The organism is Nocardioides aurantiacus (assembly GCF_003752505.1).
In the GTDB taxonomy this organism is placed as follows: domain Bacteria; phylum Actinomycetota; class Actinomycetes; order Propionibacteriales; family Nocardioidaceae; genus Marmoricola; species Marmoricola aurantiacus.
This window is the reverse complement of record NZ_RKHO01000001.1, coordinates 1102672-1122463: the sequence shown is the minus strand read 5'-3', so window position 1 is coordinate 1122463 and position 19792 is coordinate 1102672. Positions and strand designations below refer to the sequence as shown.

At 74.4% G+C, this 19792-nt stretch carries 24 protein-coding genes; 12 read left to right on the top strand and 12 right to left on the bottom strand.

The window, feature by feature from the left end:
* Positions 1–2: 2 nt before the first annotated feature.
* The 3 genes from EDD33_RS05370 to EDD33_RS05360 all read left to right on the top strand — a co-directional run bounded on the left by EDD33_RS05370 (position 3) and on the right by EDD33_RS05360 (position 1845).
* Complete coding sequence (locus EDD33_RS05370) at positions 3–560, top strand: hypothetical protein (RefSeq protein WP_148076943.1); 558 nt, start codon at positions 3–5, stop codon at positions 558–560.
* Positions 561–563: 3 nt separating this feature from the next.
* A complete protein-coding gene (gene lepB / locus EDD33_RS05365) occupies positions 564–1055 on the top strand; it encodes a signal peptidase I (protein WP_281274121.1) in 492 nt (163 codons plus the stop codon).
* A gap of 259 nt (positions 1056–1314) precedes the next feature.
* The gene (locus tag EDD33_RS05360; protein ID WP_148076942.1) at positions 1315–1845 is read left to right on the top strand and encodes a hypothetical protein; all 531 of its coding nucleotides are present in this window, start codon (positions 1315–1317) and stop codon (positions 1843–1845) included.
* 285 nt (positions 1846–2130) lie between these two features.
* Here EDD33_RS05360 and EDD33_RS05355 read toward each other — a convergent pair whose 3' ends face one another.
* Entirely contained in the window at positions 2131–3312 is a 1182-nt protein-coding gene (locus EDD33_RS05355) for an acyl-CoA dehydrogenase family protein (protein ID WP_123389424.1), read from the bottom strand.
* A 42-nt stretch (positions 3313–3354) separates the two neighbouring features.
* Positions 3355–3768, bottom strand: coding sequence for a hypothetical protein (locus tag EDD33_RS05350; protein ID WP_123389423.1), 414 nt, complete (start codon positions 3766–3768; stop codon positions 3355–3357).
* Between the two features lie 23 nt (positions 3769–3791).
* Between EDD33_RS05350 and EDD33_RS05345 the strand changes: the two genes are divergently transcribed.
* Positions 3792–4202 (top strand): CoA-binding protein, encoded by a 411-nt coding sequence (locus EDD33_RS05345; protein WP_123389422.1) that lies wholly within the window; start codon positions 3792–3794, stop codon positions 4200–4202.
* 10 nt (positions 4203–4212) lie between these two features.
* On the opposite strand, the gene EDD33_RS05340 is transcribed toward EDD33_RS05345, so the two are convergent.
* The 4 genes from EDD33_RS05340 to EDD33_RS20255 all read right to left on the bottom strand — a co-directional run bounded on the left by EDD33_RS05340 (position 4213) and on the right by EDD33_RS20255 (position 6984).
* The gene (locus EDD33_RS05340) at positions 4213–4677 is read right to left on the bottom strand and encodes a PAS domain-containing protein (RefSeq protein WP_123389421.1); all 465 of its coding nucleotides are present in this window, start codon (positions 4675–4677) and stop codon (positions 4213–4215) included.
* 94 nt (positions 4678–4771) lie between these two features.
* Positions 4772–5734: a universal stress protein gene (locus tag EDD33_RS05335; protein WP_148076941.1), complete on the bottom strand. Its 963-nt coding sequence runs from the start codon at positions 5732–5734 to the stop codon at positions 4772–4774.
* 138 nt (positions 5735–5872) lie between these two features.
* Positions 5873–6784: a carbamate kinase gene (locus EDD33_RS05330; RefSeq protein WP_123389419.1), complete on the bottom strand. Its 912-nt coding sequence runs from the start codon at positions 6782–6784 to the stop codon at positions 5873–5875.
* Positions 6785–6789: 5 nt separating this feature from the next.
* Complete coding sequence (locus EDD33_RS20255) at positions 6790–6984, bottom strand: hypothetical protein (RefSeq protein WP_211332429.1); 195 nt, start codon at positions 6982–6984, stop codon at positions 6790–6792.
* 221 nt (positions 6985–7205) lie between these two features.
* Between EDD33_RS20255 and EDD33_RS05320 the strand changes: the two genes are divergently transcribed.
* Genes EDD33_RS05320 through EDD33_RS05310 form a run of 3 tightly spaced genes read left to right on the top strand, consistent with a single transcriptional unit; the run spans position 7206 to position 9282 of the window.
* A complete protein-coding gene (locus tag EDD33_RS05320) occupies positions 7206–7832 on the top strand; it encodes a flavodoxin (protein WP_123389418.1) in 627 nt (208 codons plus the stop codon).
* Positions 7833–7862: 30 nt separating this feature from the next.
* Positions 7863–8519, top strand: a complete 657-nt coding sequence (locus tag EDD33_RS05315; protein WP_123389417.1) for a CBS domain-containing protein — start codon at positions 7863–7865, stop codon at positions 8517–8519.
* A gap of 52 nt (positions 8520–8571) precedes the next feature.
* Positions 8572–9282: a DUF305 domain-containing protein gene (locus tag EDD33_RS05310; protein WP_123389416.1), complete on the top strand. Its 711-nt coding sequence runs from the start codon at positions 8572–8574 to the stop codon at positions 9280–9282.
* 22 nt (positions 9283–9304) lie between these two features.
* On the opposite strand, the gene EDD33_RS05305 is transcribed toward EDD33_RS05310, so the two are convergent.
* Positions 9305–9742, bottom strand: coding sequence for a pyridoxamine 5'-phosphate oxidase family protein (locus tag EDD33_RS05305; protein ID WP_123389415.1), 438 nt, complete (start codon positions 9740–9742; stop codon positions 9305–9307).
* 87 nt (positions 9743–9829) lie between these two features.
* On the opposite strand from EDD33_RS05305, the gene arfB reads away from it, so the two are divergent.
* The 4 genes from arfB to EDD33_RS05285 are packed head-to-tail and all read left to right on the top strand — an operon-like array spanning position 9830 to position 14094.
* Positions 9830–10285 (top strand): alternative ribosome rescue aminoacyl-tRNA hydrolase ArfB, encoded by a 456-nt coding sequence (gene arfB / locus EDD33_RS05300; RefSeq protein WP_056537709.1) that lies wholly within the window; start codon positions 9830–9832, stop codon positions 10283–10285.
* Positions 10286–10340: 55 nt separating this feature from the next.
* Positions 10341–10946, top strand: a complete 606-nt coding sequence (locus EDD33_RS05295) for a 2Fe-2S iron-sulfur cluster-binding protein (RefSeq protein ID WP_123389414.1) — start codon at positions 10341–10343, stop codon at positions 10944–10946.
* Positions 10943–11956, top strand: a complete 1014-nt coding sequence (locus EDD33_RS05290; RefSeq protein WP_123389413.1) for an FAD binding domain-containing protein — start codon at positions 10943–10945, stop codon at positions 11954–11956. The genes EDD33_RS05295 and EDD33_RS05290 overlap by 4 nt, the downstream gene beginning before the upstream one ends.
* The gene (locus EDD33_RS05285) at positions 11953–14094 is read left to right on the top strand and encodes a xanthine dehydrogenase family protein molybdopterin-binding subunit (RefSeq protein WP_123389412.1); all 2142 of its coding nucleotides are present in this window, start codon (positions 11953–11955) and stop codon (positions 14092–14094) included. The genes EDD33_RS05290 and EDD33_RS05285 overlap by 4 nt, the downstream gene beginning before the upstream one ends.
* A gap of 9 nt (positions 14095–14103) precedes the next feature.
* Here the strand turns inward: EDD33_RS05285 and EDD33_RS05280 are convergent, their stop codons facing one another.
* From EDD33_RS05280 to EDD33_RS05270, 3 genes are read right to left on the bottom strand one after another with little or no spacing between them, the layout of a single operon-like run.
* Positions 14104–15978: a vWA domain-containing protein gene (locus tag EDD33_RS05280; protein WP_123389411.1), complete on the bottom strand. Its 1875-nt coding sequence runs from the start codon at positions 15976–15978 to the stop codon at positions 14104–14106.
* Between the two features lie 37 nt (positions 15979–16015).
* Positions 16016–16537 (bottom strand): 5-(carboxyamino)imidazole ribonucleotide mutase, encoded by a 522-nt coding sequence (purE, locus tag EDD33_RS05275; protein ID WP_123389410.1) that lies wholly within the window; start codon positions 16535–16537, stop codon positions 16016–16018.
* Positions 16534–17688, bottom strand: a complete 1155-nt coding sequence (locus tag EDD33_RS05270) for a 5-(carboxyamino)imidazole ribonucleotide synthase (protein WP_123389409.1) — start codon at positions 17686–17688, stop codon at positions 16534–16536. Before EDD33_RS05270 ends, purE begins: the two co-directional genes overlap by 4 nt.
* 55 nt (positions 17689–17743) lie before the next feature.
* Between EDD33_RS05270 and EDD33_RS05265 the strand changes: the two genes are divergently transcribed.
* Positions 17744–18316: an NYN domain-containing protein gene (locus EDD33_RS05265; RefSeq protein WP_123389408.1), complete on the top strand. Its 573-nt coding sequence runs from the start codon at positions 17744–17746 to the stop codon at positions 18314–18316.
* Between the two features lie 18 nt (positions 18317–18334).
* Here the strand turns inward: EDD33_RS05265 and EDD33_RS05260 are convergent, their stop codons facing one another.
* The gene (locus EDD33_RS05260; protein ID WP_123389407.1) at positions 18335–19291 is read right to left on the bottom strand and encodes an adenylate/guanylate cyclase domain-containing protein; all 957 of its coding nucleotides are present in this window, start codon (positions 19289–19291) and stop codon (positions 18335–18337) included.
* A complete protein-coding gene (locus EDD33_RS05255) occupies positions 19278–19778 on the bottom strand; it encodes a PH domain-containing protein (RefSeq protein WP_123389406.1) in 501 nt (166 codons plus the stop codon). The genes EDD33_RS05260 and EDD33_RS05255 overlap by 14 nt, the downstream gene beginning before the upstream one ends.
* Positions 19779–19792 lie beyond the last annotated feature (14 nt).

Here is a 19792-nt window from a genome sequence, read left to right as displayed (position 1 = left end):
TCGTGGCACCCACGACCGTCGGCGTGCCCGCCGTCGCTGACGGGGCCGACGAACGATACCGCCTCGTAGCCGCAGGTTGCGCGATCATCGCGGGTGCCATCCACGCGCTGGTCGTCCCCGAGCACATGGCCGAGTCTGTGTACGCCGGGGCCTTCTTCGTCGTCGTGGCCGTTGGCCAGTTCTCCCTGGCACTTGTGCTGCGGCAGATCCCCGACCCCCGTGTCCTCGTGGCTGCCGTAGCGGGGACGCTCGCCGTCGTCGTCCTGTACGTCGTGAGCAGCACGGTGGGTCTGCCCTTCCTGCCCGTGCACGACCACGCAGCCCACGCGGGCGAACACCTACCCGTGGCAGGGGCGGTCGGGGACGGGACACCGGTCTACCCCACCAGCGGCATCGAGCCGGTCGGTCCGCTCGCCCTCATCTGCCTGGGCGCCGAACTGGTTCTCATCGCGATGCTCGTCGGACTCTTGAACGGTCCTCGGCGCCAAGTGGTGCTGAACGTGCTGCTGGGCACCGGCGTCCTCGCGTTGGGTGCACGGGCCGCCGGGCTGCTCGGGTGAGTCGTGCCAGAGACGGAGTCGAGATCACGAGCACGTCCGAGTCCGCTCCTGGTCCTGGTCGCACTCGTGCTGGTGGGAAGCCCCACGCTGGCCGAGCCGATGAAGGTCGCATCCGATTCCATGTCGCCGACCTATTCGGCGGGGGACGAGGTGCTGGTCGTCAAGGTCGGGGTGCGGTCCCACCGGCCCCGCAAGGGCGACGTGGTCGTGCTTCGGGCCCCGGGATCGGGGGAGCTGATGGTCAAGCGCGTCGTGGCGCTGGGCGGGGAGAGCGTCGGCATCCGCGACGGCGTGCTCGTGGTCCGGAACCGACCGGTCGTGGAGTCGTTCGTCGACCACTCGCGGGTCGACGGCACCCACTTCGGCCCCGTCCACGTGCCACGCCACACCGTCTGGGTCCTGGGCGACGCCCGCGCGGGATCACGGGACTCACGACAGTTCGGCCCAGTTCCGCAGGAGGCGATCGTCGGCCGGGTGCTACTACGCCTGTGGTGAGCGACACCGGGCCGTCTCACCTCAGGAGGCAGAGCCAGTCCGCGACCGCACTGCTGGTCCTCGACGGGCCACCCGGCCCACGTCCGGAGCACCCAACTGCGGAGGGTCAGACCGCGGAAACCTCACCGGTCGACCTAGACCACCCCGAGGAGCGCCTTGACGCAGCACGGAGACGGGCGTGGTGTGACAACACGACCAGACGAAGGAAACGACGATGAGACGATCACAGGCGGTCGCAGCAGCAGGATGTACGGCCGTCTTGTTGGTAGGCGCCGCGCCAGGCATCGCGCACGCCGCTCCACCGGTCGACCCGGTCGACCACTACGTCGGCACCGACAGCTTCGACACCACCGACTGCGGGCTGAACCTGCACTCCGAGGTGTCGTACAGCGGGATGTCGTTCATCAAGCCGGCACCCGGATCGCAGGAGGCGTTCCTGGTGCACGACCGGTACCGCTTCACAGAGGAGATCACGCTCGCCTCGGACCCCGACGGACCCTCCGTCACCACGCGCGGCAGCGGTACCTTCGTCGAGACCACAGCGACGCTGCTCGACCCGGCACGACCGACGATCTACCAGTTCACGACCGTCGACGCGGGAACGTTCCGGCTGCACGCCGCGGACGGCGGCCAGCTGGTCACCAGCAACGGTGTCTACAAGGCCACCAACATCCAGGACACGCTGGGCGACAAGGCGCCTGGCTCGCAGCTCATCGAAGAAGTCACCGGTGACTTCCACGGCAATGAGTCCGGAGAGTTCTGCGACGCCGTCACGGCCGAACTGACCTGATTGACGCTGCGGGCGGGTCGCCGGGGCCTCGCGTGGTGGGCCGGGCGGGCCGGAGCGGCGGCGACCCGGAGAACGTGCAGTGAACTACACCGACTCAGGCGGTGCGGTGCCGCCCGGACGGCGCCGCACCAGCTACCGCCCGGGTAGCTGGGCCCCCCATCACAGCCCAGCGTGCGGTCCGGTGCGCCTGAGTGCCGCGTACAGCCGAACGGAAGGCCACAGCCGCGGCATGAGCGGCCGGCACCGATGGCCTCGGCCAGTCAGAGGAGCCTGCGGACCCTCAGCTCAGAGCTGCGACTGGATCCCGGCGAGCAGCTGGCGGGCGGCGACGATCCGCTGCACCTGGTTGGTGCCCTCGTAGATCTGGGTGATCTTGGCGTCGCGCATCATCCGCTCGACCGGGTAGTCGCGGGTGAAGCCGTAGCCACCGAGCACCTGCACCGCGTCTGTGGTGACCTGCATCGCGGTGTCGGAGGCAAAGGTCTTGGAGGCGGCACCGAAGAAGGTGAGGTCCGCATCCCCGCGCTCGGAGCGACCGGCGGCGGCGTAGGTGATCTGGCGGGCGGCCTCGACCTTGATGCCCATGTCGGCGAGCAGGAACTGCAGGCCCTGGAAGTCGGCGATCGGCTTGCCGAACTGCTGACGCTCCTGGGCGTAGGACAGGGCGTAGTCGAGCGCGCCCTGGGCGATGCCGACGGCCTGAGCGGCGATGGTGACGCGGGTGTGGTCGAGGGTCTTCATCGCGGTCGCGAAGCCGCTGCCGACCTCGCCGATGATGCGACTCCCCGGGATGTGGACGTTGTCGAGGTAGACCTCGCGCGTCGGGGAGCCCTTGATGCCGAGCTTCTTCTCCGGGGCGCCGAACGACACGCCCTCGTCGGACTTCTCGACCACGAACGCCGAGATCCCGCCGCGGGTGCGCTTGTCGGGGTCGGTGACGGCCATGACGGTGTAGAACTCTGACTCGCCGGCGTTGGTGATCCAGCGCTTGGTGCCGTTGAGCACCCAGCCGTCGCCGTCCTGCTTGGCGGTGCACTTCATGCCGCCGGCGTCCGACCCGGCGTCGGGCTCGGAGAGGCAGTAGGAGAACCCGCCCTCCCCCGCGGCCAGCTTGGACAGGTAGTGCTTCTTCAGCTCCTCGGAGCCGCTGATCTGGACGGGCAGCGAGCCGAGCTTGTTGACCGCGGGGATCAGCGAGGAGCTCGCGCAGGCGCGGGCCACCTCCTCGATCACGATCACGGTGGCGAGCGCGTCGGCGCCGGCGCCGCCGTACTCCTCGGGCACGTGCGGGGCGTGGAAGTCGGCCGCGAGCAGCGCGGCGGCGGCCTCGTGGGGGTAGCGGGCCTCCTCGTCGACAGCCGCGGCGAACGGCGCGATCTTGGCGTCGGCGACGGCGCGGACCGCCTCGCGGATCGCCTGGTGCTCCTCGGAGAGCGCGTACATCGGGTAGCCGGCGTCAGAGGTCATGGGTCCGATGTTAGCGATCGTTAGCGCGACGGCCCGCGGCGGTCAGGCCAGCCCCAGCGCGCGGAGGTCGCCGGGCGGGTGCGTCACGGCCAGCCAGGTCGCGCCGGCGGCCGCCGCGTCGTACGACGCCCGGACGAGGAGCGCCAGCCGCGCCTGCGGCACGGCCTCGGGGAGCACGACGTCGCCGCGGTAGTGGGCCGTGTCACCGACCAGCTCGACGAGCGCGGCCGCGGTCGCCGTACGCCGCTCGAAGAGCACGTGCACGACGTGCCCGGGCGCCTCGGCCAGCTCGGGCAGCCGCGCGAGCAGCGGGTCGTCGACCCGCTCGGCCAGCAGCCGCGCCACCTGGCGGGCCACGCCCCAGCCGACCTGCTCGACGTGGGGGCCGTCGGGGGCCGGCGTGACCTGCCCGGCGCGGATGCGCCCAGGGATGGAGGGAACCCCGTCGGTCGCCATGGGCGCGAGCCTAGGCTCGGGATATGGCTACGAACTGGCAGGACCCGGCGGCCGTCGACCTGATGCTCGACGAGTGCGAGACGTGGGCGGTGGTGGGCCTGTCGGGCGACACCAGCCGGACGGCGTACTCCATCGCCTCGCTGCTGCAGCAGCACGGCAAGCGGATCGTGCCGGTCCACCCCGACGCGCCGACGGTGCTCGGTGAGCAGGGCTACGCCACGCTGGCGGAGATCCCGTTCCCCGTCGACGTCGTCGACGTCTTCCGCCGCTCCGAGGCGGCCGGGCAGTTCGCCGACGAGGCCGTGCAGGTCGGCGCCAGGGGCGTCTGGTTCCAGCTCGGGGTGGTCGACGAGGCCGCCTTCGGTCGTACGACGGCCGCGGGACTCGCGATGGTGATGGACACCTGCCCGGCCATCGAGTGGCGCAAGCGCTGAGCGCCGGTCCTCAGCCGCTCGACCGCTCGCCCAGCAGCTCCTCGACCATCTCGGTCGCCATCCCCCGCGCGACGGCCTGGACGTGGTCGGTGACGTCGATGGTGTAGCCGCGCAGCGCCACCACCATGTCGCGCCCGATCCGGACGGGGTCGCCGAAGAAGGCGAAGACCCGCTCGCCACGGGTGTCGGTGCGGAAGCGGTACTGGCCGTTCAGCGGGGCCCCGGTGCGCATCGCCCGCTCCAGGCTGGTGCGGACGCGGTCGGCGTCGTCGGGGTGGAGCCGCGCGAAGACCGCCTCGACGTCGCCGGGGTTGCTGAGCCCCGCGTCGTACATCGCGATCATCTCCTCCGACCACGACCAGGTGCCGTCGGTGAAGTCGTGCAGCCAGCGCCCGAACCCCGGGGTCGACTGCGTCCATCCCTCGCCGGGCGCCCGTCCCGCGCCCGGGTGCGGGAAGACGTCGCTCTCGGGCATGACGCGGGCCTCCGACCACCGGGTGGTCGGGCGGGCCCGGGGCTCCCCCAGCCTCCACCGCGGACGGACCGGTGTCCAGGGCCGGCGCACACGATCAGACCGGCAGCGGCGCGCCGCGGCCCGGCGCGGTCTCCTGGCCGCCCTCCTCGACGACGAGATCGCCCCCGTCCGAGGACGCGTCGGCGGGCGGCACCACCTCGACCGGGCACGTGCCCTCGCGCAGCAGCGCGCGCGCCGTGCCGCCGAGGTGGCCGCGCGGGAGGAGGTGACCGCGGCGCGCGAGCAGGAGCAGGTCGGCGGTGGCGGCCTGGTCCTGGAGCACGCGTGCGGCCTGGCCCCGCAGGACGCGGAGCTGCACCGGGACGTCGCGGTGCAGCGCCAGCACCTCCTGGAGCCCGGCGTCGACGGCGGCGCGGGCACGCTCGGTCCACTCCCGGTCGAGCGAGGAGGACTGGTCGTCGTACTGCCAGGGCAGGTCCCACACGTGGACGAAGGTCACCCGGCCACCACGGTCGGCCGCCAGCCGTACGGCGCGCAGCGCGAGGTCGGCGCAGTGCTCGGGGTCCTTGACGCCCACCACGACGTGGAGCTGCTCGTCGGGCGCCTGCCAGTCGGCGGGCACCACGACGACACAGCCGTCCGAGCGGGCGGCGACGCCCGTGGCGACCGACCCGGTCAGCAGCCGCTCGACCGTCGACCTCCGAGCGCGACCGAGGACCAGGAGGCGGGCCCGTCCGGAGGCCTCGACGAGGCTCCGGGTCCGCTGCCCGTGGTGCAGGGAGGAGGTGACCCGGTCGGCCGGGACGATCTCGGCGGCCCGCTGCGACGCCTCCGCGAGCAGCCGGTGGGCCACGGGCTCCATGTCCTCGGGCACCAGCGGGAACATCGGCGACATCGCCATGTCGATCGGGATCACGTGCAGCAGGTGGACGCCGAGGTCGAGCGCCTGGGCCGCGTGCGCGGCGTACCGCACCGCGGCGTGGCTGCCGCTGCTCCCGTCGACGCCGACCCAGATGGTCCCGGGGGTGCTGGTCGTCTGGTCCGTCTCGTGGCTCATGCCCCCACCGTGGACGAGCACCACGCCTCCGGGGCAGGGCACCCGGGGCGCCCGGACGTGGGTCCTTGGTCCCGGCGCCCCCGGGTCCCGGGACCCCCGGTCGTCCCGCGCTCCCGCGACCCACGGCGACCAGGTCCATCAGGTCCGCGAGGCGGTCACCTGGGTGCCGGCGGTGCCCGCGACGACCTCGGCCGCGGTCTCCAGCGAGCCGATGGCGGCCCGGCCACCGGTGCGGTCGACGAACTGGCAGGCGGCCGCCACCTTGGGGCCCATCGATCCCGCCGGGAAGTCCTCACGCGCCAGGTCGGCCGTGGTCACCGCGCCCAGCGGACGTCGACCGGGCGTGCCGAAGCCGGACATCACCGCCTCCACGTCGGTGAGCATCACGAGGGCATCGGCCCCGAGCCGCTCGGCCACGAGGGCGGCGGTGAAGTCCTTGTCGACGACGGCGTCGACGCCCTCCAGGCCGCGGGGGCCCTCCACCACGGGCACCCCGGCGCCTCCGGCGAGCACCACCGTCACCCCCTGGCCCAGGAGGTGCTCGGCGATCTCGAGCTCCACGACACGCTGCGGCAGCGGGGAGGCGACGACCCGGCGCCAGCCCCCACCGTCCCGCGCCACCGACCACCCGTGCGCGCGGGCCTGGTCCCGCGCCTCGACCTCACCCAGGACGGCGCCGACCGGCTTCGACGGGTGCCCGAAGGCCGGGTCCGAGGCGTCGACGACCGTCTGGGTCACCAGGGTGACGACCGGGGTGGCGAGCCCGGCGTTGGCGAGGCCCTGCTGCAACCAGTAGCCGATCAGCCCCTGGGTCTCGGCCACGAGGTCGCTGAAGGCGTACGGCGCGCTCAGGCTGCGGTCGGCGGCGCTCTCGACCGCCAGCAGACCGACCTGGGGGCCGTTGCCGTGCACCAGCACCACCTCGTGGGCGGCAGCCACCGCCGCGAGGGCCGGCGCCGCCTGCGCCACGTGCTCGAGCTGGACGGCGGCGTCGGGACGCTCACCGCGACGGAGCAGCGCGTTGCCCCCGAGGGCCACGACCAGCCTCATGCCGCTCACCTGCCCACGGTGGCGACCATGACGGCCCTGCTGGTGTGCATCCGGTCCTCGGCCTGGGCGAGCACGATGGACGCGGTCGATCCGACGACCTCGTCGGTCACCTGGAACGGCAGCAGCAGGGCGATGACGAGACCGAGCTGGTCGAGCGGCGCGGCCGGCGCCTGCCCGGCGCGGTGCTCCATGACGGTCATCGCTGCTCCTGGGGTCCGGGCGCGGTCGGCGCGCCGCGGTCACCGAAACACGCGCCGCCGGCTCCTCGGCAGGGCCGAAGTGCCCCCGGTCGGGGAGGGGAGGTCCCCCGACGCGCCACCGCGCGGCCACCGCCGTGCCGGGACCTTGTGCCCTGGGCAGGTCGGTCGTGCCGCCGCATGCTGGTCGCAGGCACCCGCCGTCGCCCGAGCCGAGGAGACCCATGGACGTCAGCACAGGCAGGGACACCCGGCCGAGCGCCCTGGTCGTCTACGAGTCGCACGTCGAGAGCACCGAGACGATCGCCCGCGCGGTCGGTCGCGGCCTGGTCCTCGAGGGCATGGGCGCCACCGTCGTCGCGGTGGGTGCGGCGCCGCCGCTCCGGCTGGTCGGGCTCGACCTGCTCGTCGTCGGGGCACCCACCCACGCGTTCTCGCTCGGCCGCCCCCGCACCAGGCAGGACGCCGTCCGCCAGGGTGCCGGCAGCGCCTCCTCCGCGACGGGCGTGCGCGACTGGCTCACGGTCGCCGGGGCGACGCCGTGCCCCCACCACCGCCCCCTCGTGGCGATGTTCGACACCCGGGTGCGGTCGACCGAGCGCCTGCCCCCGTCTGCTGCGTCCCGCGGCGCGCACCTGCTGCGGCACCTGGGCTTCTCGCTCGTGGCGCGGCCGCAGGGCTTCGTCGTCGAGGGGCCGCGCGGACCCCTGCGCCGGGAGGAGGTCGGTCACGCCGTCGCGTGGGGCCGCGGACTGGCGCGCGCCTGCCAGGGACGGCTCGCCGCCGCGCCGCCACCGGGACCCTCGTCCGTCGCTGCCACCACCACCACCGCCGCGAGAGGCTGGAGCTGACGTCCACACCCTCACCCACGGAGGACCCCCATGCTCGTCCGCGACGCGATGACCCCCGACCCGGTCACGGTCGGCACGACACGCACCCTCGAGGAGACCGCCGCCGACCTGGCCACCCACGGGATCTCGGCGGCGCCGGTCGTGGACGAGCACCGGGCCGTGCTCGGGGTGGTGAGCGAGGCCGACCTGCTGCAGGACGCCTTCCCGCCCGACCGGCGCGCCCACCTGCGGCCACCGCCGGAGCCCCGCGACGCGACCGGCCGGACGGTCGGCGAGGTGATGACCTCCCCCGCCCTCACCGTGCACGCGGCCACCGACGTCGCCGAGGTGGTCGTGCTGATGCGCACCCACGGCTTCAAGAGCCTCCCCGTCGTCGACGACGCCGGGACCCTGGTCGGCATCATCAGCCGCAGCGACCTCGTCCGCGTCCGCGCCCGGGGAGACCAGGCGATCCGTGACGAGGTGGTGGCGCTGTTCGGCGACCTCCTCCACCCGGAGTGGCAGGTCGACGTCGTCGCGGGGTCGGTGGTCGTCACCGGACCCACGACCACCGAGGACCGTGCCGTCGCGGAGGCGAGCGCAGCCTCCGTCGCGGGGGTCGTGCGCGTCACGACCCGCACCCCTCCCCGACCGCTCGCCGACGTCCCGGCCGACATCGCGGACGGGACGGGACGCGGGTCCTCCTGACGGGTGCCTCCCGCCCCTGGTCGGCCGGACGCCGGCAGCCGAGCCTGGCTGCATGAGCGCTTCCGGACCCACCTCCTCCTCCCGCCGACACCTGTCCCGGGGCCTGCTGGCCGCCGTCACGGCCCTGGTGGTCCTGGCCGCGCTCGGCGGGGCCGCCGTCGGAGCCGGCCTCGCCTCGCGCGGTCCGTCGGACCCCGTCACGGGCTCGGGCTCCGGCATGGGCCCAGGCGCGGGCACGGGCTCGGGCACGGGTCCAGGCATGGGCGCGGACGTCGGCGAGGAGCGCTTCCTGGCCGACATGGTCGCCCACCACGAGGAGGCGATCACCGCCGCCCGCGAGCTGCGCCGCTCGGAGCGGTCCGAGATGCGGGCCTTCGGCCGGCGCATCGTCGCCGACCAGACGGCCCAGGTCGACCGGATGCGGACCTGGTCGTCGCAGTGGTACGGCGGGGCTCCGGCCACGTCGACGTACGACCCGATGATGCGCGACCTCACCCGGCTCGACGGTGACCGGCTCGACGAGACGTTCCTGGTCGACATGACGCAGCACCACATGACCGCGGTGATGATGGCGCGCCGGCTGCTGGGCAGCGACCGGCTCGAGCACGCGGAGCTCGGTTCCCTGGCCAGGACGATCGTCCGCGACCAGTCCGCCGAGATCGTCCAGATGCACCGGTGGTCGAGGGCGTGGTTCGGCCGGTCCTGGAGCGACGGCGGCATGATGCCGGGCGGCCCGATGGGCGACGACCGGGGCTCACCGTGACGGCGACCACCGGGGGCGGTGACTACCCGACGCTGCGGCCGGTCACCCGATCCATCGTGACGGCGAGGACGAGCGCGTGGTCACCCGGCACCCACGAGACGCCGCGGGAGGCCTCGGCGGCGTCCAGCACGTGGGGGTCCTCGACCACCCGCGCGGTGCCCCGGACCAGGACGCTCCAGGCCGAGCGCGACATCGGGGCGTGGTAGTCGACCTCGAAGACCACCTCGGTCTCCGCCCCGGCCAGCTGGGCCAGGGTCCCCGACGACGAGGTGCGCAGCACCACGGCGTCGCCCACGACCCGGTAGTTGACCGGCAGCAGCACCGGTCCGTCGCGCCCCGTGAAGGCGATGCGGCCCACGGTCGTGGCGGACAGCAGCTCCCGGCACCGCTCCCGGGGCAGGACGTCGAAGCTGGGCGGCCGCGGGACGGCCGTGCGGTCGGTGAGGTCGGTCTCGGCCATGGACCAAGCCGAACCCGTCGACGTACGCCGCACCAGGGTCGAAGGTCCCGCCCCGCAGCGACGGGGCACGCGCCCTAGCCTGGTCCCATGGTCTCGGTGGACGGCGGACGCGGTGTGGGGGCGGGTCTGCAGCTGCGTCCCGGGCCGGGCGTCCCGTCGGGGCTGACCGTGCCGGAGGGCGACCTCGTCGAGCGGTTCAGCCGCTCGTCGGGCCCGGGCGGACAGTCGGTCAACACCACCGACAGCCGGGTGGAGGTGCTCCTCGACCTCACCACGACGAGCGCCCTCTCGGACGCGCAGCGCGAGCGCGTCGTACGCACCCTCGGGCCGCGGCTCGCGGTCACCGCCTCGGAGCACCGCTCGCAGCACCGCAACCGGCTCGCCGCCCGCCAGCGCCTGGCCGACCGGCTGCGCGAGGCCCTCGCCCCGCCCCCGCTCCCTCGCGTGCCGACCAAGCCCACGCGCGGCTCGCAGCGTCGCCGGGCCGAGGGCAAGAAGCGCCGCTCCCAGGTCAAGCAGCTGCGCGGTCGGGTCCGCGACTGACCGCTGCCGGTCCCGGACCCGGTGAGCCGCCCTCCCGCCTGGGTACTCCCACCCCGTGACCACCCCGACCGGAACCTCCCCCCAGGGCACCGGCCACCGCCTCACGCTGACCGTCGACGGTCGGGCGCACGAGGTGGAGGTCGACGTCCGCTCCACGCTCCTGGACACGCTGCGCGAGCGGCTCGGCGTCACGACCGTCAAGAAGGGGTGCGACCACGGCCAGTGCGGCTCGTGCACCGTGCTGCTCGACGGCCGTCGCCACCTGACCTGCCTCAGCCTCGCCGTGCAGCACGACGGCGCCGCGCTGACCACCGCCGACGGCCTCGCCGCCACCGAGGGCGGCGGCGAGGGCGACCTGCACCGCGTGCAGCAGGCCTTCCTCGACCGGGACGCCTACCAGTGCGGCTACTGCACGCCCGGCCAGGTCTGCTCGGCCGTCGGCGCGCTCGCCGAGCTCGAGCAGGGCCACCCCTCCCACGTCACCGACGACCTCGAGGCCGAGGTCGACCTCGACGACGACCACCTCGATGACGAGTTGCGGGAGCGGATGAGCGGCAACCTGTGCCGCTGCGGCGCCTACGTCAACATCCTCGCCGCCATCAAGGACGCCGCGGGCGTCGCCACGGACGGCCCCACCACCACCGAGGAGGCGGCCCGATGAGGACCTTCACCTACCTCCGCCCCGACGACGTCGCCGGAGCCGTCGAGGCCGTGGCCGCCGACGCCGAGGCGCGGTTCATCGCCGGCGGCAGCAACCTCGTCGACCACCTCAAGCTGGGCGTCGCCCGGCCCGGCACGCTCGTCGACGTCACCCGGCTCGGCCTCGACGCGATCGAGCCGCACGAGGGCGGGCTGCGCGTCGGCGCGAACGTCCGCAACAGCGACCTCGCCGCCCACCCGGTCGTGCGGCAGCGCTACCCCGCCGTCGCCCGTGCGCTGCTCGCGGGAGCCTCGGGCCAGATCCGGCACCAGGCCACCACCGCCGGCAACCTGCTCCAGCGCACCCGCTGCGTCTACTTCCAGGACGTCACCACGCCCTGCCACAAGCGCGAGCCCGGCAGCGGCTGCTCCGCGGTCGAGGGCTACGGCCGCTACAACGCCATCCTCGGCGCCTCGGAGTCGTGCGTGGCCGTCCACCCCTCCGACCTCGCCGTCGCGCTGACCGCGGTCGACGCCGTGGTGGTCGTGCAGGGTCCCGGCGGGGAGCGCCGGGTCCCGATGACCGAGCTGCACCGCCTGCCCGGCGACCGGCCGCAGGACGACACCGTGCTCGAGCACGGCGACCTCGTGGTCGCCGTCGAGCTGCCCGACTCCCCCGTGTCGGGGCTCTCGACCTACTACAAGGCGCGCGACCGGGCGTCCTACGCCTTCGCGCTGGTCTCCGTCGCCGCCGCCGTCGACCTCGACGGCGACACCGTGCGCGACCTGCGCGTCGTGTGGGGCGGGGTCGCCCACAAGCCGTGGCGCGCCACCACCCTCGAGGACCGGCTGCGCGGGCACGTCCTCACCGAGGAGACCGTCGCCGCGGCCGCCGACGCCGAGCTGTCCGACGCCGTCACGACTGCGGACAACGCCTACAAGCCCGCCATGGTGCGCGGCGCCACCATCCACGCGCTGACCGGCCTCGCCCGCCGGGCGGGCGCCGCCACGACCGAGGGGGTCGACGCATGAGCACCACCCAGGAGCCGAGCAGCCGTACGGCGCGGCCGATCCAGGCCCGCGAGATGGGCCGTTCCGTCGTACGCCGCGACGGGCGCGCCAAGGTCACCGGCACCGCGACGTACGCCGCGGAGCACGCCCAGGACGCGCTCCACGCCGTCGTCGTGCAGTCGACGATCGCCAGGGGCCGAGCCACCTCCGTCGACGCGGCGCCGGCGCTCGCCCACCCCGGGGTCGTCGAGGTCCTCGACCACACCAGCGCCCCGCGCCTGGACCGGACCGAGGACCGCGAGCTGGCCGTGCTCCAGGACGACCGGGTCGGCTTCCGCGGCCAGGTCGTCGCCGTCGTGCTCGCCGAGTCCCTCGAGGCCGCCCGCGAGGGCGCGTCTCTCGTCGCCGTCTCCTACGACGCCGAGCAGCACCACGTCGACTTCACGCCCGAGGCGGCGACCCACGCCCCGGAGAAGGTCAACGCGGGCTACCCCACCGACTCCGACGTCGGCGACCTCGACGCGGCCATGGCCGAGGCGACCGTGACGGTCGAGCAGACCTACGCCACGCCCTACCACCACAACAACCCGATGGAGCCCCACGCGACCATCGCGCGCTGGGACGAGGGCGCCGACCAGCCGCTGGTGCTGCACGACTCCACCCAGGGCGTCCACCCCGTCGCCAGGACGCTCGCGCCGCTCTTCGGCCTCGAGCAGTCACAGGTGCAGGTGCTGGCGCCGTACGTCGGCGGCGGGTTCGGCTCCAAGGGCCTGCCCCACTGCCACGAGGTCGTCGCCGCGCTGGCAGCGAAGGCGGTGCCGGGCCGCTCGGTCAAGCTGGTGCTGACCCGGCAGCAGCTGTTCGCGCTGGCCGGCTACCGCACCGCGACCATCTCGCGGATGCGGCTGGGCGCCGACCGCGACGGGCGGATCTCGGCCGTCGGCCACGAGGTGCTCGAGCAGACCTCGGCCATCAAGGAGTTCGCGGAGCAGACGGCCACCATCAGCCGGATGATGTATGCCGGGGAGCACCGCCGCACCAGCCACCGGCTCGCCCGGCTCGACGTGGCCGTGCCGTCGTGGATGCGCGCGCCGGGCGAGCTGCCGGGCGCCCACGCGCTCGAGGTCGCGATGGACGAGCTGGCCGTCGCCGCCGGGGTCGACCCGGTCGCGCTGCGCGAGCTCAACGACCCGCCGCGCAGCCCCGAGGACGACCAGCCCTGGAACGACCGCAGGCTCGTCGACTGCCTGCACCGGGGCGCCGACCGGTTCGGCTGGGCCTCGCGCATCGACGCCCCCCGCTCGACGCTGGACGGCGACTGGTGGGTGGGCACGGGCATGGCGTCGGCCACCTACCCGACCTACGTCATGCCGGGCAACCAGGCGCGGGTGGTCGCGCTGGAGGGCGGCCGCTACCGCGTGGAGGTCGGTGCGGTCGACATCGGCACCGGCGCCTGGACCGTCCTGGCCCAGATCGCGGCCGACGCCCTCGGCTGCCCGGTCGCCTCGGTCGACGTGGAGATCGCCAGCACCGACCTGCCCCCGGCCACGGTGGCGGGCGGGTCGGCCGGCACCAGCTCGTGGGGCGGCGCGGTCGCGGCCGCGGTCGAGCAGCTCCGCGAGGACCACGGCGAGCACCCCAGCCCGGGCGCGGAGAGCACCGCGGGGGGCGAGGCCGACCCGCGGCAGCAGGAGCACGCGATGCACTCCTTCGGCGCGGTCTTCGCCGAGGCGCGGGTGCACCGGTGGACCGGCGAGATCCGCGTCCCGCGGATGCTCGGCGTCTACTCCGTCGGGCGCATCGTGAACCCCGTGCTGGCCCGCTCGCAGTTCCTCGGCGCGATGACGATGGGCCTCGGGGCGGCGCTGTTCGAGGAGTCGGTGCGCGACCCGCGGTACGGCCACGTCGTGACCCAGGACCTCGCGAGCTACCACGTCGCCTCGCACGCCGACGTCCACGACCTCCAGGTCGAGTGGCTGGAGGAGAGCGACACCCTCGCCACCCCGATGGGCTCGCGCGGCATCGGCGAGATCGGCATCGTCGGCACCTCGGCGGCGGTCGCCAACGCGACCTTCCACGCCACCGGCGTACGCGTGCGGTCGCTGCCGCTCACCGCCGACCGGTTCCTCGACGCACCGGCGGCGATGCCGGGCCGCTGAGCGACGGGGTCAGGCCGACCGGCGCCGCCGCTGGCGCCACAGCACGTACGCCGCCCCGGCGACGGCGAGCAGCATCACGCCCAGCCCGGACAGCAGCACCACCGGCGGGCCCTGCTCGTCGGGGCTCTCGGCCTCCTCCGACGCCGCCGGGTCGCTGCTCTCCGCAGCCGCGTCCGGGGACGTGTCCTCGCTCGGCGTCGGGGACGCGCTCGCCTCCTCGTCGTACGCCGGGGCCCCCTCGCCCGCCTCGCCGACCACCTCGACGTCGAGGGTGTAGGGCACCAGGAAGGCGTCCTCGGCGGACCGGTCGAGGTTGAGCACGACGTACTGCGTGCCGGGGACCGCGGCGTAGGTCTCGCTGCCGCTCGACGTGCGGTTGAGGTAGCGCACCGCCGGGGTCGACCCGCTGACCCGGAACGGTGTCGCGTCCACCGCCATCGTCGTGGTCTGCTCGGGCTCGCCGGTGAGTCGCACGTTGACGTAGCGGCCACGTCCGGGCGCGAGCAGCTGGAGGTCGAGGCTGTCGGAGACGCTGAGCGCCTCGGCCAGCGCTCCCCGGCGCGGCGCCACCGTGGCGGTGACCTGCACCCGCTGGCCCCAGTCGGCCTCGACGGCGTACACCTGGCTCTCGCCGGTGAGCACGGTGGTGCGGTAGCGCCCGGGCTCCAGGGTCGGCGCGTCGGAGAGGCTGCTGCCCGGCACCGGCGGCGCCTGCACGGCGCCCCCGGTCGGCATCCGCTCCCAGCGGACCTCCTGCACGGCGGGCGGCAGTCCCGCGGTGCCGCTCACGGGGGGCTCCTCGCTCACCACGAGCTCGAAGGGCGTGCCGGCCAGCTCCTCGGCGTAGGACACGACCTCGACGAGCAGGTCGTCCTCGGTGGTGCACTCGCCGTCGCCGCTGCTGCGCCACGAGTCGGTCTCCCCGGACACCAGCGGGCTGCTGCCGCCGATGGCGATGGCCTGGGCCAGCCCGTTGCCGCACTCGCTGCCGTCGGCCCGGCGCAGCCGCACCGCGGCGGTGGCGACCGACCCGGCGGGCTGCGTGGTGATCCCGGCCCGCAGCGTCGTGCCCGTCGCGGTGCGGGGCAGCCGGTAGAGCAGCGGCTCCTCACGTCCGGGGAAGGTGTCGAGGTACTGCCCGGGGCGCAGCTCGGGGGCGTCGGCGCGGTCCGCCGTCCCGGTCACCGCCGTGCCGGTCAGCCGGAACGGCCGGAAGGCACGGGTGGCGAGCTTGTCGAGGGAGGCGGTCAGGTCGTCGGCGCTGTCGGCGTCGTAGTAGGTGCCGTTGCCGCGCTCGGCGACGCAGCGGAGCTGGTCGCGGGTGCGCCCGCTGACCGCGAGGCCGACGACGTCGATCTTGACCTCGACGTCGGCCCTCGCCAGGGCCGCGGCGGTGGCGCAGGGGTCGGCGTCGCAGGTCTCCTCGCCGTCGGAGACCAGCAGGACCGTGCGCTTGCCGTCGGGGCCGAGGTCGTTCGCGGCCTGCCGCAGGCTGTAGGAGATCGGGGTCTCGCCGAACGGCTCGTAGCCGGCCACCGCGTCGCGCAGCTCGGGCCGGTTGTCGGTGCCGATCGGCACCACCAGCTGGGAGTCGGTGCACGCGCCGGGGTCCGTGCGCTCGAAGACCTCCGCGCCGTAGACACGCAGCCCCACCCGGGCCTCGTCGGGCAGGCCGTCGACGACGCCGGACAGCGCCCGCTTGGCGATGTCGATCTTGCGGCGCCCGCCGACCCTCTCGGCCATCGAGCCCGACGAGTCGAGCACCAGCACCAGCTGGTCGTCGGTGGCCGCGGCGGCGGGGCCGGTCACGGACCACGTCCCCAGCGCCACGAGCAGCCCGCACAGCGACATCACCAGGGCACGGCGACCCGATCCGGAGAGCACGGGGACACCCTAGGCGCGGTCCCGGACGGCCGGTCCCCTAGAAGCCGGTGCGGCGCGCCCCCGAGGCCGCGTCGCGCACGACCTGGCCCTTGGCGTGCGCGGCGTCGCGCAGGCTCGCCTGGAACTCGACCATCCGCTGCTGCAGCCCCGCGTCGGCGGCGGCCAGGATCCGCACGGCGAGCAGGCCCGCGTTGCGGGCGTTGCCGACGGCGACGGTCGCGACCGGGACGCCGGCGGGCATCTGCACGATGGAGAGCAGCGAGTCCATGCCGTCGAGGTACTTCAGCGCCACCGGCACCCCGATCACCGGCAGCGGCGTGACCGCGGCGAGCATGCCCGGCAGGTGGGCCGCGCCTCCGGCGCCCGCGACGACGACCTGGATCCCGCGGCCGGCGGCCTCGCGGCCGTAGGCCAGCATCTCGTCGGGCATCCGGTGCGCCGAGACCACGTCGGCCTCGAAGGCGACGTCGAACTCCGCGCACGCCTCGCCGGCGGCCTGCATCGTGGGCCAGTCGGAGTCCGACCCCATCACGATGCCGACCCGGGGCTGGTCGCTCATTCGCTCTCCTCACCGAGGTCGCCCGCGAACCACGCCGCGGCGTGCCGGGCGCGCTCGAGGCAGTCCTCGAGGTCGTCGCCGTAGGCGTTGACGTGCCCGACCTTGCGGCCGGGCCGCAGCTCCTTGCCGTAGAGGTGCACCCGGAGGCGGGGGTCGCGGGCCATGGCGTGGGGGAAGCCGTCGTACAGCCGCCCCGTCTCGCGCGTGCCGCCCAGGATGTTGACCATCACCGTCCAGCGCTCGCGGGCGTCGGGCGCCCCGAGCGGCAGGTCGAGCACGGCCCGCAGGTGGTTCTCGAACTGGCTGGTGACCGCGCCGTCCTGGGTCCAGTGGCCGGTGTTGTGGGGCCGCATCGCCAGCTCGTTGACCAGGATGCGGCCGTCGCGGGTCTCGAACAGCTCCACGGCCAGCACGCCGGTCACGTCCAGCTCACCGGCGATCCGCATGGCGGCGCGCTGCGCCTGGAGCGCCAGCTCCGGGTCGAGGTCGGGTGCGGGCGCCACGACCTCGTGGCAGATGCCGTCGCGCTGGGTGGAGGCCACGACCGGCCAGACCGCCACCTGTCCCGAGGGCGAGCGCGCGACCAGCGCGGACAGCTCGCGACGGAAGTCGACCCGCTCCTCGGCCAGGAGGGTGCGGCCCTGCTCGGCGGCCGTGGCGAAGACCGCCTCGGCCTCCGCGGGGCTGCCGACGAACCACACGCCCTTGCCGTCGTAGCCGCCGCGCGTCGTCTTGAGCACGCACGGCAGCCCGAAGGCCTCCACGTCGGCGACCGAGGCCACCACCGCGTTGCGCGGGCACGGCACGTCGAGCTCGGCGAGCCGGGCGCGCATCACGGCCTTGTCCTGGGCGTGCACCAGCGCGTCGGGCCCCGGACGCACCGGCAGCGTCGCCTCGAGGGCGTGGAGGTGGTCGGTCGGCACGTGCTCGTGGTCGAAGGTGACCACCGCGCAGCCCTCGGTGACCCGGCGCAGCGTGTCGAGGTCGGTGTAGTCGCCGACGGCGTGGTCGGGCACGACCTGCGCGGCGCTCACCCCCTCGGCCTCGGCGAGCAGGCGGAGCGGGATGCCGAGCGCGGCCGCCGGCTCGGCCATCATGCGGGCGAGCTGGCCGCCCCCGATCACGGCGACGGTGGGAGCGAGGGTGGCCACGCGCCGACCCTACCGATCCGGGGCCGCGGGGGTCCCCCGGGCATAGGGTCGGCCCATGAGCGGTGGCGGCAGCGAGAGCGCGCGCACGACGTACGTCCTGGTCGACGGCGAGAACATCGACGCCACCCTCGGCGCGTCGGTCTTCGGACGACGGCCCAACCCGGAGGAGCGGCCCCGCTGGGAGCGCCTGCTGACGTACGCCGAGGCGCAGTGGGGCCAGCCGGTCAGCGGACTGTTCTTCCTGGCGGTCAAGGACGAGCTGCCGATGAGCTTCGTGCAGGCGCTGATCAGCATCGGCTACCGCCCGGTGCCGCTGCGGGGCGGTCCGGCCGAGAAGGTCGTCGACATCGCCATCCAGCGCACCCTCGAGGCGCTGCGCGACCGCGACGACGACGTCGTCCTGGTCAGCAACGACGGCGACTTCATCCCGCAGATGGAGCAGCTGGTCGGCACCCGCCGGGTCGGCCAGATGGCGTTCCAGGAGTTCCGCAACGCCGGCTTCCGGGCGCTGGAGGCCCGCGGGCTGGAGTTCCTCGACCTGGAGTACGACGTCAACGCCTTCAAGACGAGGCTGCCGCGCATCCGCGTCCTCGCCATCGAGGAGTTCGACCCGGCCGACTTCCTGTGAGGTGCTCCGCGGGCCTGGTCAGGGCGGGCTGCGGCGTACGGCGACGGGCTGCAGGTCGCCGAAGCCCCGCACCGGTCGCGCGGGGAGCGTGCGCGTCTCGAAGCGGTCCGCCGGCAGCACCGAGGCGGTGTGCACGTCGGTGATCACCCGGTTGCGGCGTGCCACCCCGGTGAGCCGCGCCGCGAGGTTGACAGCGGGGCCGTAGACGTCGCCCATCCGCATCACGACCGAGCCGGTGACCAGGCCGACGCGCACGTCGGGCAGGCGCTTGTCGCCGCCGATCACCTTGACGATGTCCCAGGCGATCTCGACGGCGTCCGCAGGCGTGGGGGCGATGAAGAGCACCGAGTCGCCCAGCGTCTTGACCACGCGGCCGCGCCAGCGCGAGACGACGTCGTGGCTGCGGCCCTCGAAGACCTCGACCAGGTCGCCGATCTCGTCGTCGCGGAGCCGGTTGGTCAGCGCGCTGAAGCTGACCAGGTCGGCGAACCCGACGGTGGCCTCGGCGATCTGCTCGTCGGCGGCCTCGACGGACTCGACGCGGGCGACGGCCGCCACGAGGTGGCGTCGCCAGACGTAGGCGAGCAACGCCTCGAAGTCGGGCCCGATGTCGCGGATCAGCCGCAGCGCCTCCTCGGTGCGCGGCTCCTCGCCGCCGGTGCGCTCCAGCGCCGTGGCCATCGTGGCCACCTCCCACTCGGCCAGCCGGTCCATCGTCTGGCCCAGCGCGCGGGTCATCCGCAGCACCGTCTCGAAGTCGACGGTGCCCTCCTCCAGGATCGAGGCGACCCGGTGCAGCGCCTCCTCGTCGGCGGTGCCGAACGCGGCGCTCCCGCCCGCCTCGGGGAACCCCAGCGCCCGCCACAGCCGCTGCGACTGCTCGCGGGTCAGGCCGGCGCGCGACGAGATCTCCTCCCCGGTCAGCCCGGGGACGGCGCCGAGGATGGCGCGCTCGAGGTCCTCAGGCGTCGTCATGCGGCCTCGAGGAGCGGTAGAGCTGCCGGCTGACGGCGAGCTGGGTCTGCTCGACCCGGGGGAGGTCGGGCAGCCGGATCCCCATCTCGCCGGCGTCGGAGACGACCAGCGTGCCGCAGCCCAGGACCCGGTCGAGCAGCCCCTTCTCGTAGGTGATGTCGCTGATCCGGTCGAGCTGGATCTCGTGGCCGGTGCGGGTCAGCAGCCCGGTGCGGGTGATCAGCCGGCGGTCGGTGACGACGTAGGTCGTCGAGAGCCAGCGCAGGAACGGCAGCACGCTCGCCCGGAGCACCACCAGCAGCGCCACGACCCAGATCACCAGTCGCCAGGTGCCCGCGCGCTCGCCGCCGGGCAGGGTGCTCAGGAAGCCCGCCAGCCCGGCCGTCACCACCAGCAGCAGCGCGGGGAGCAGCAGCGCCTTGACGTGGGTGCGGGTGCCCACGAGGACCCGCTCGCCGTCGTCGAGGAGCTTGGAGGAGATCACCACAGCGCGATCATGCC

What these genes read in the sequence shown, in the direction of transcription:
- EDD33_RS05355 (WP_123389424.1), bottom strand. Translation starts at nt 3,312, where the DNA reads ATGACCTCTGACGCCGGCTACCCGATGTACGCGCTCTCCGAGGAGCAC.
- EDD33_RS05350 (WP_123389423.1), bottom strand. Translation starts at nt 3,768, where the DNA reads ATGGCGACCGACGGGGTTCCCTCCATCCCTGGGCGCATCCGCGCCGGG.
- EDD33_RS05345 (WP_123389422.1), top strand. Translation starts at nt 3,792, where the DNA reads ATGGCTACGAACTGGCAGGACCCGGCGGCCGTCGACCTGATGCTCGAC.
- EDD33_RS05340 (WP_123389421.1), bottom strand. Translation starts at nt 4,677, where the DNA reads ATGCCCGAGAGCGACGTCTTCCCGCACCCGGGCGCGGGACGGGCGCCC.
- EDD33_RS05335 (WP_148076941.1), bottom strand. Translation starts at nt 5,734, where the DNA reads ATGAGCCACGAGACGGACCAGACGACCAGCACCCCCGGGACCATCTGG.
- EDD33_RS05330 (WP_123389419.1), bottom strand. Translation starts at nt 6,784, where the DNA reads ATGAGGCTGGTCGTGGCCCTCGGGGGCAACGCGCTGCTCCGTCGCGGT.
- EDD33_RS20255 (WP_211332429.1), bottom strand. Translation starts at nt 6,984, where the DNA reads ATGACCGTCATGGAGCACCGCGCCGGGCAGGCGCCGGCCGCGCCGCTC.
- EDD33_RS05320 (WP_123389418.1), top strand. Translation starts at nt 7,206, where the DNA reads ATGGACGTCAGCACAGGCAGGGACACCCGGCCGAGCGCCCTGGTCGTC.
- EDD33_RS05315 (WP_123389417.1), top strand. Translation starts at nt 7,863, where the DNA reads ATGCTCGTCCGCGACGCGATGACCCCCGACCCGGTCACGGTCGGCACG.
- EDD33_RS05310 (WP_123389416.1), top strand. Translation starts at nt 8,572, where the DNA reads ATGAGCGCTTCCGGACCCACCTCCTCCTCCCGCCGACACCTGTCCCGG.
- EDD33_RS05305 (WP_123389415.1), bottom strand. Translation starts at nt 9,742, where the DNA reads ATGGCCGAGACCGACCTCACCGACCGCACGGCCGTCCCGCGGCCGCCC.
- arfB (WP_056537709.1), top strand. Translation starts at nt 9,830, where the DNA reads ATGGTCTCGGTGGACGGCGGACGCGGTGTGGGGGCGGGTCTGCAGCTG.
- EDD33_RS05290 (WP_123389413.1), top strand. Translation starts at nt 10,943, where the DNA reads ATGAGGACCTTCACCTACCTCCGCCCCGACGACGTCGCCGGAGCCGTC.
- EDD33_RS05285 (WP_123389412.1), top strand. Translation starts at nt 11,953, where the DNA reads ATGAGCACCACCCAGGAGCCGAGCAGCCGTACGGCGCGGCCGATCCAG.
- purE (WP_123389410.1), bottom strand. Translation starts at nt 16,537, where the DNA reads ATGAGCGACCAGCCCCGGGTCGGCATCGTGATGGGGTCGGACTCCGAC.
- EDD33_RS05265 (WP_123389408.1), top strand. Translation starts at nt 17,744, where the DNA reads ATGAGCGGTGGCGGCAGCGAGAGCGCGCGCACGACGTACGTCCTGGTC.
- EDD33_RS05260 (WP_123389407.1), bottom strand. Translation starts at nt 19,291, where the DNA reads ATGACGACGCCTGAGGACCTCGAGCGCGCCATCCTCGGCGCCGTCCCC.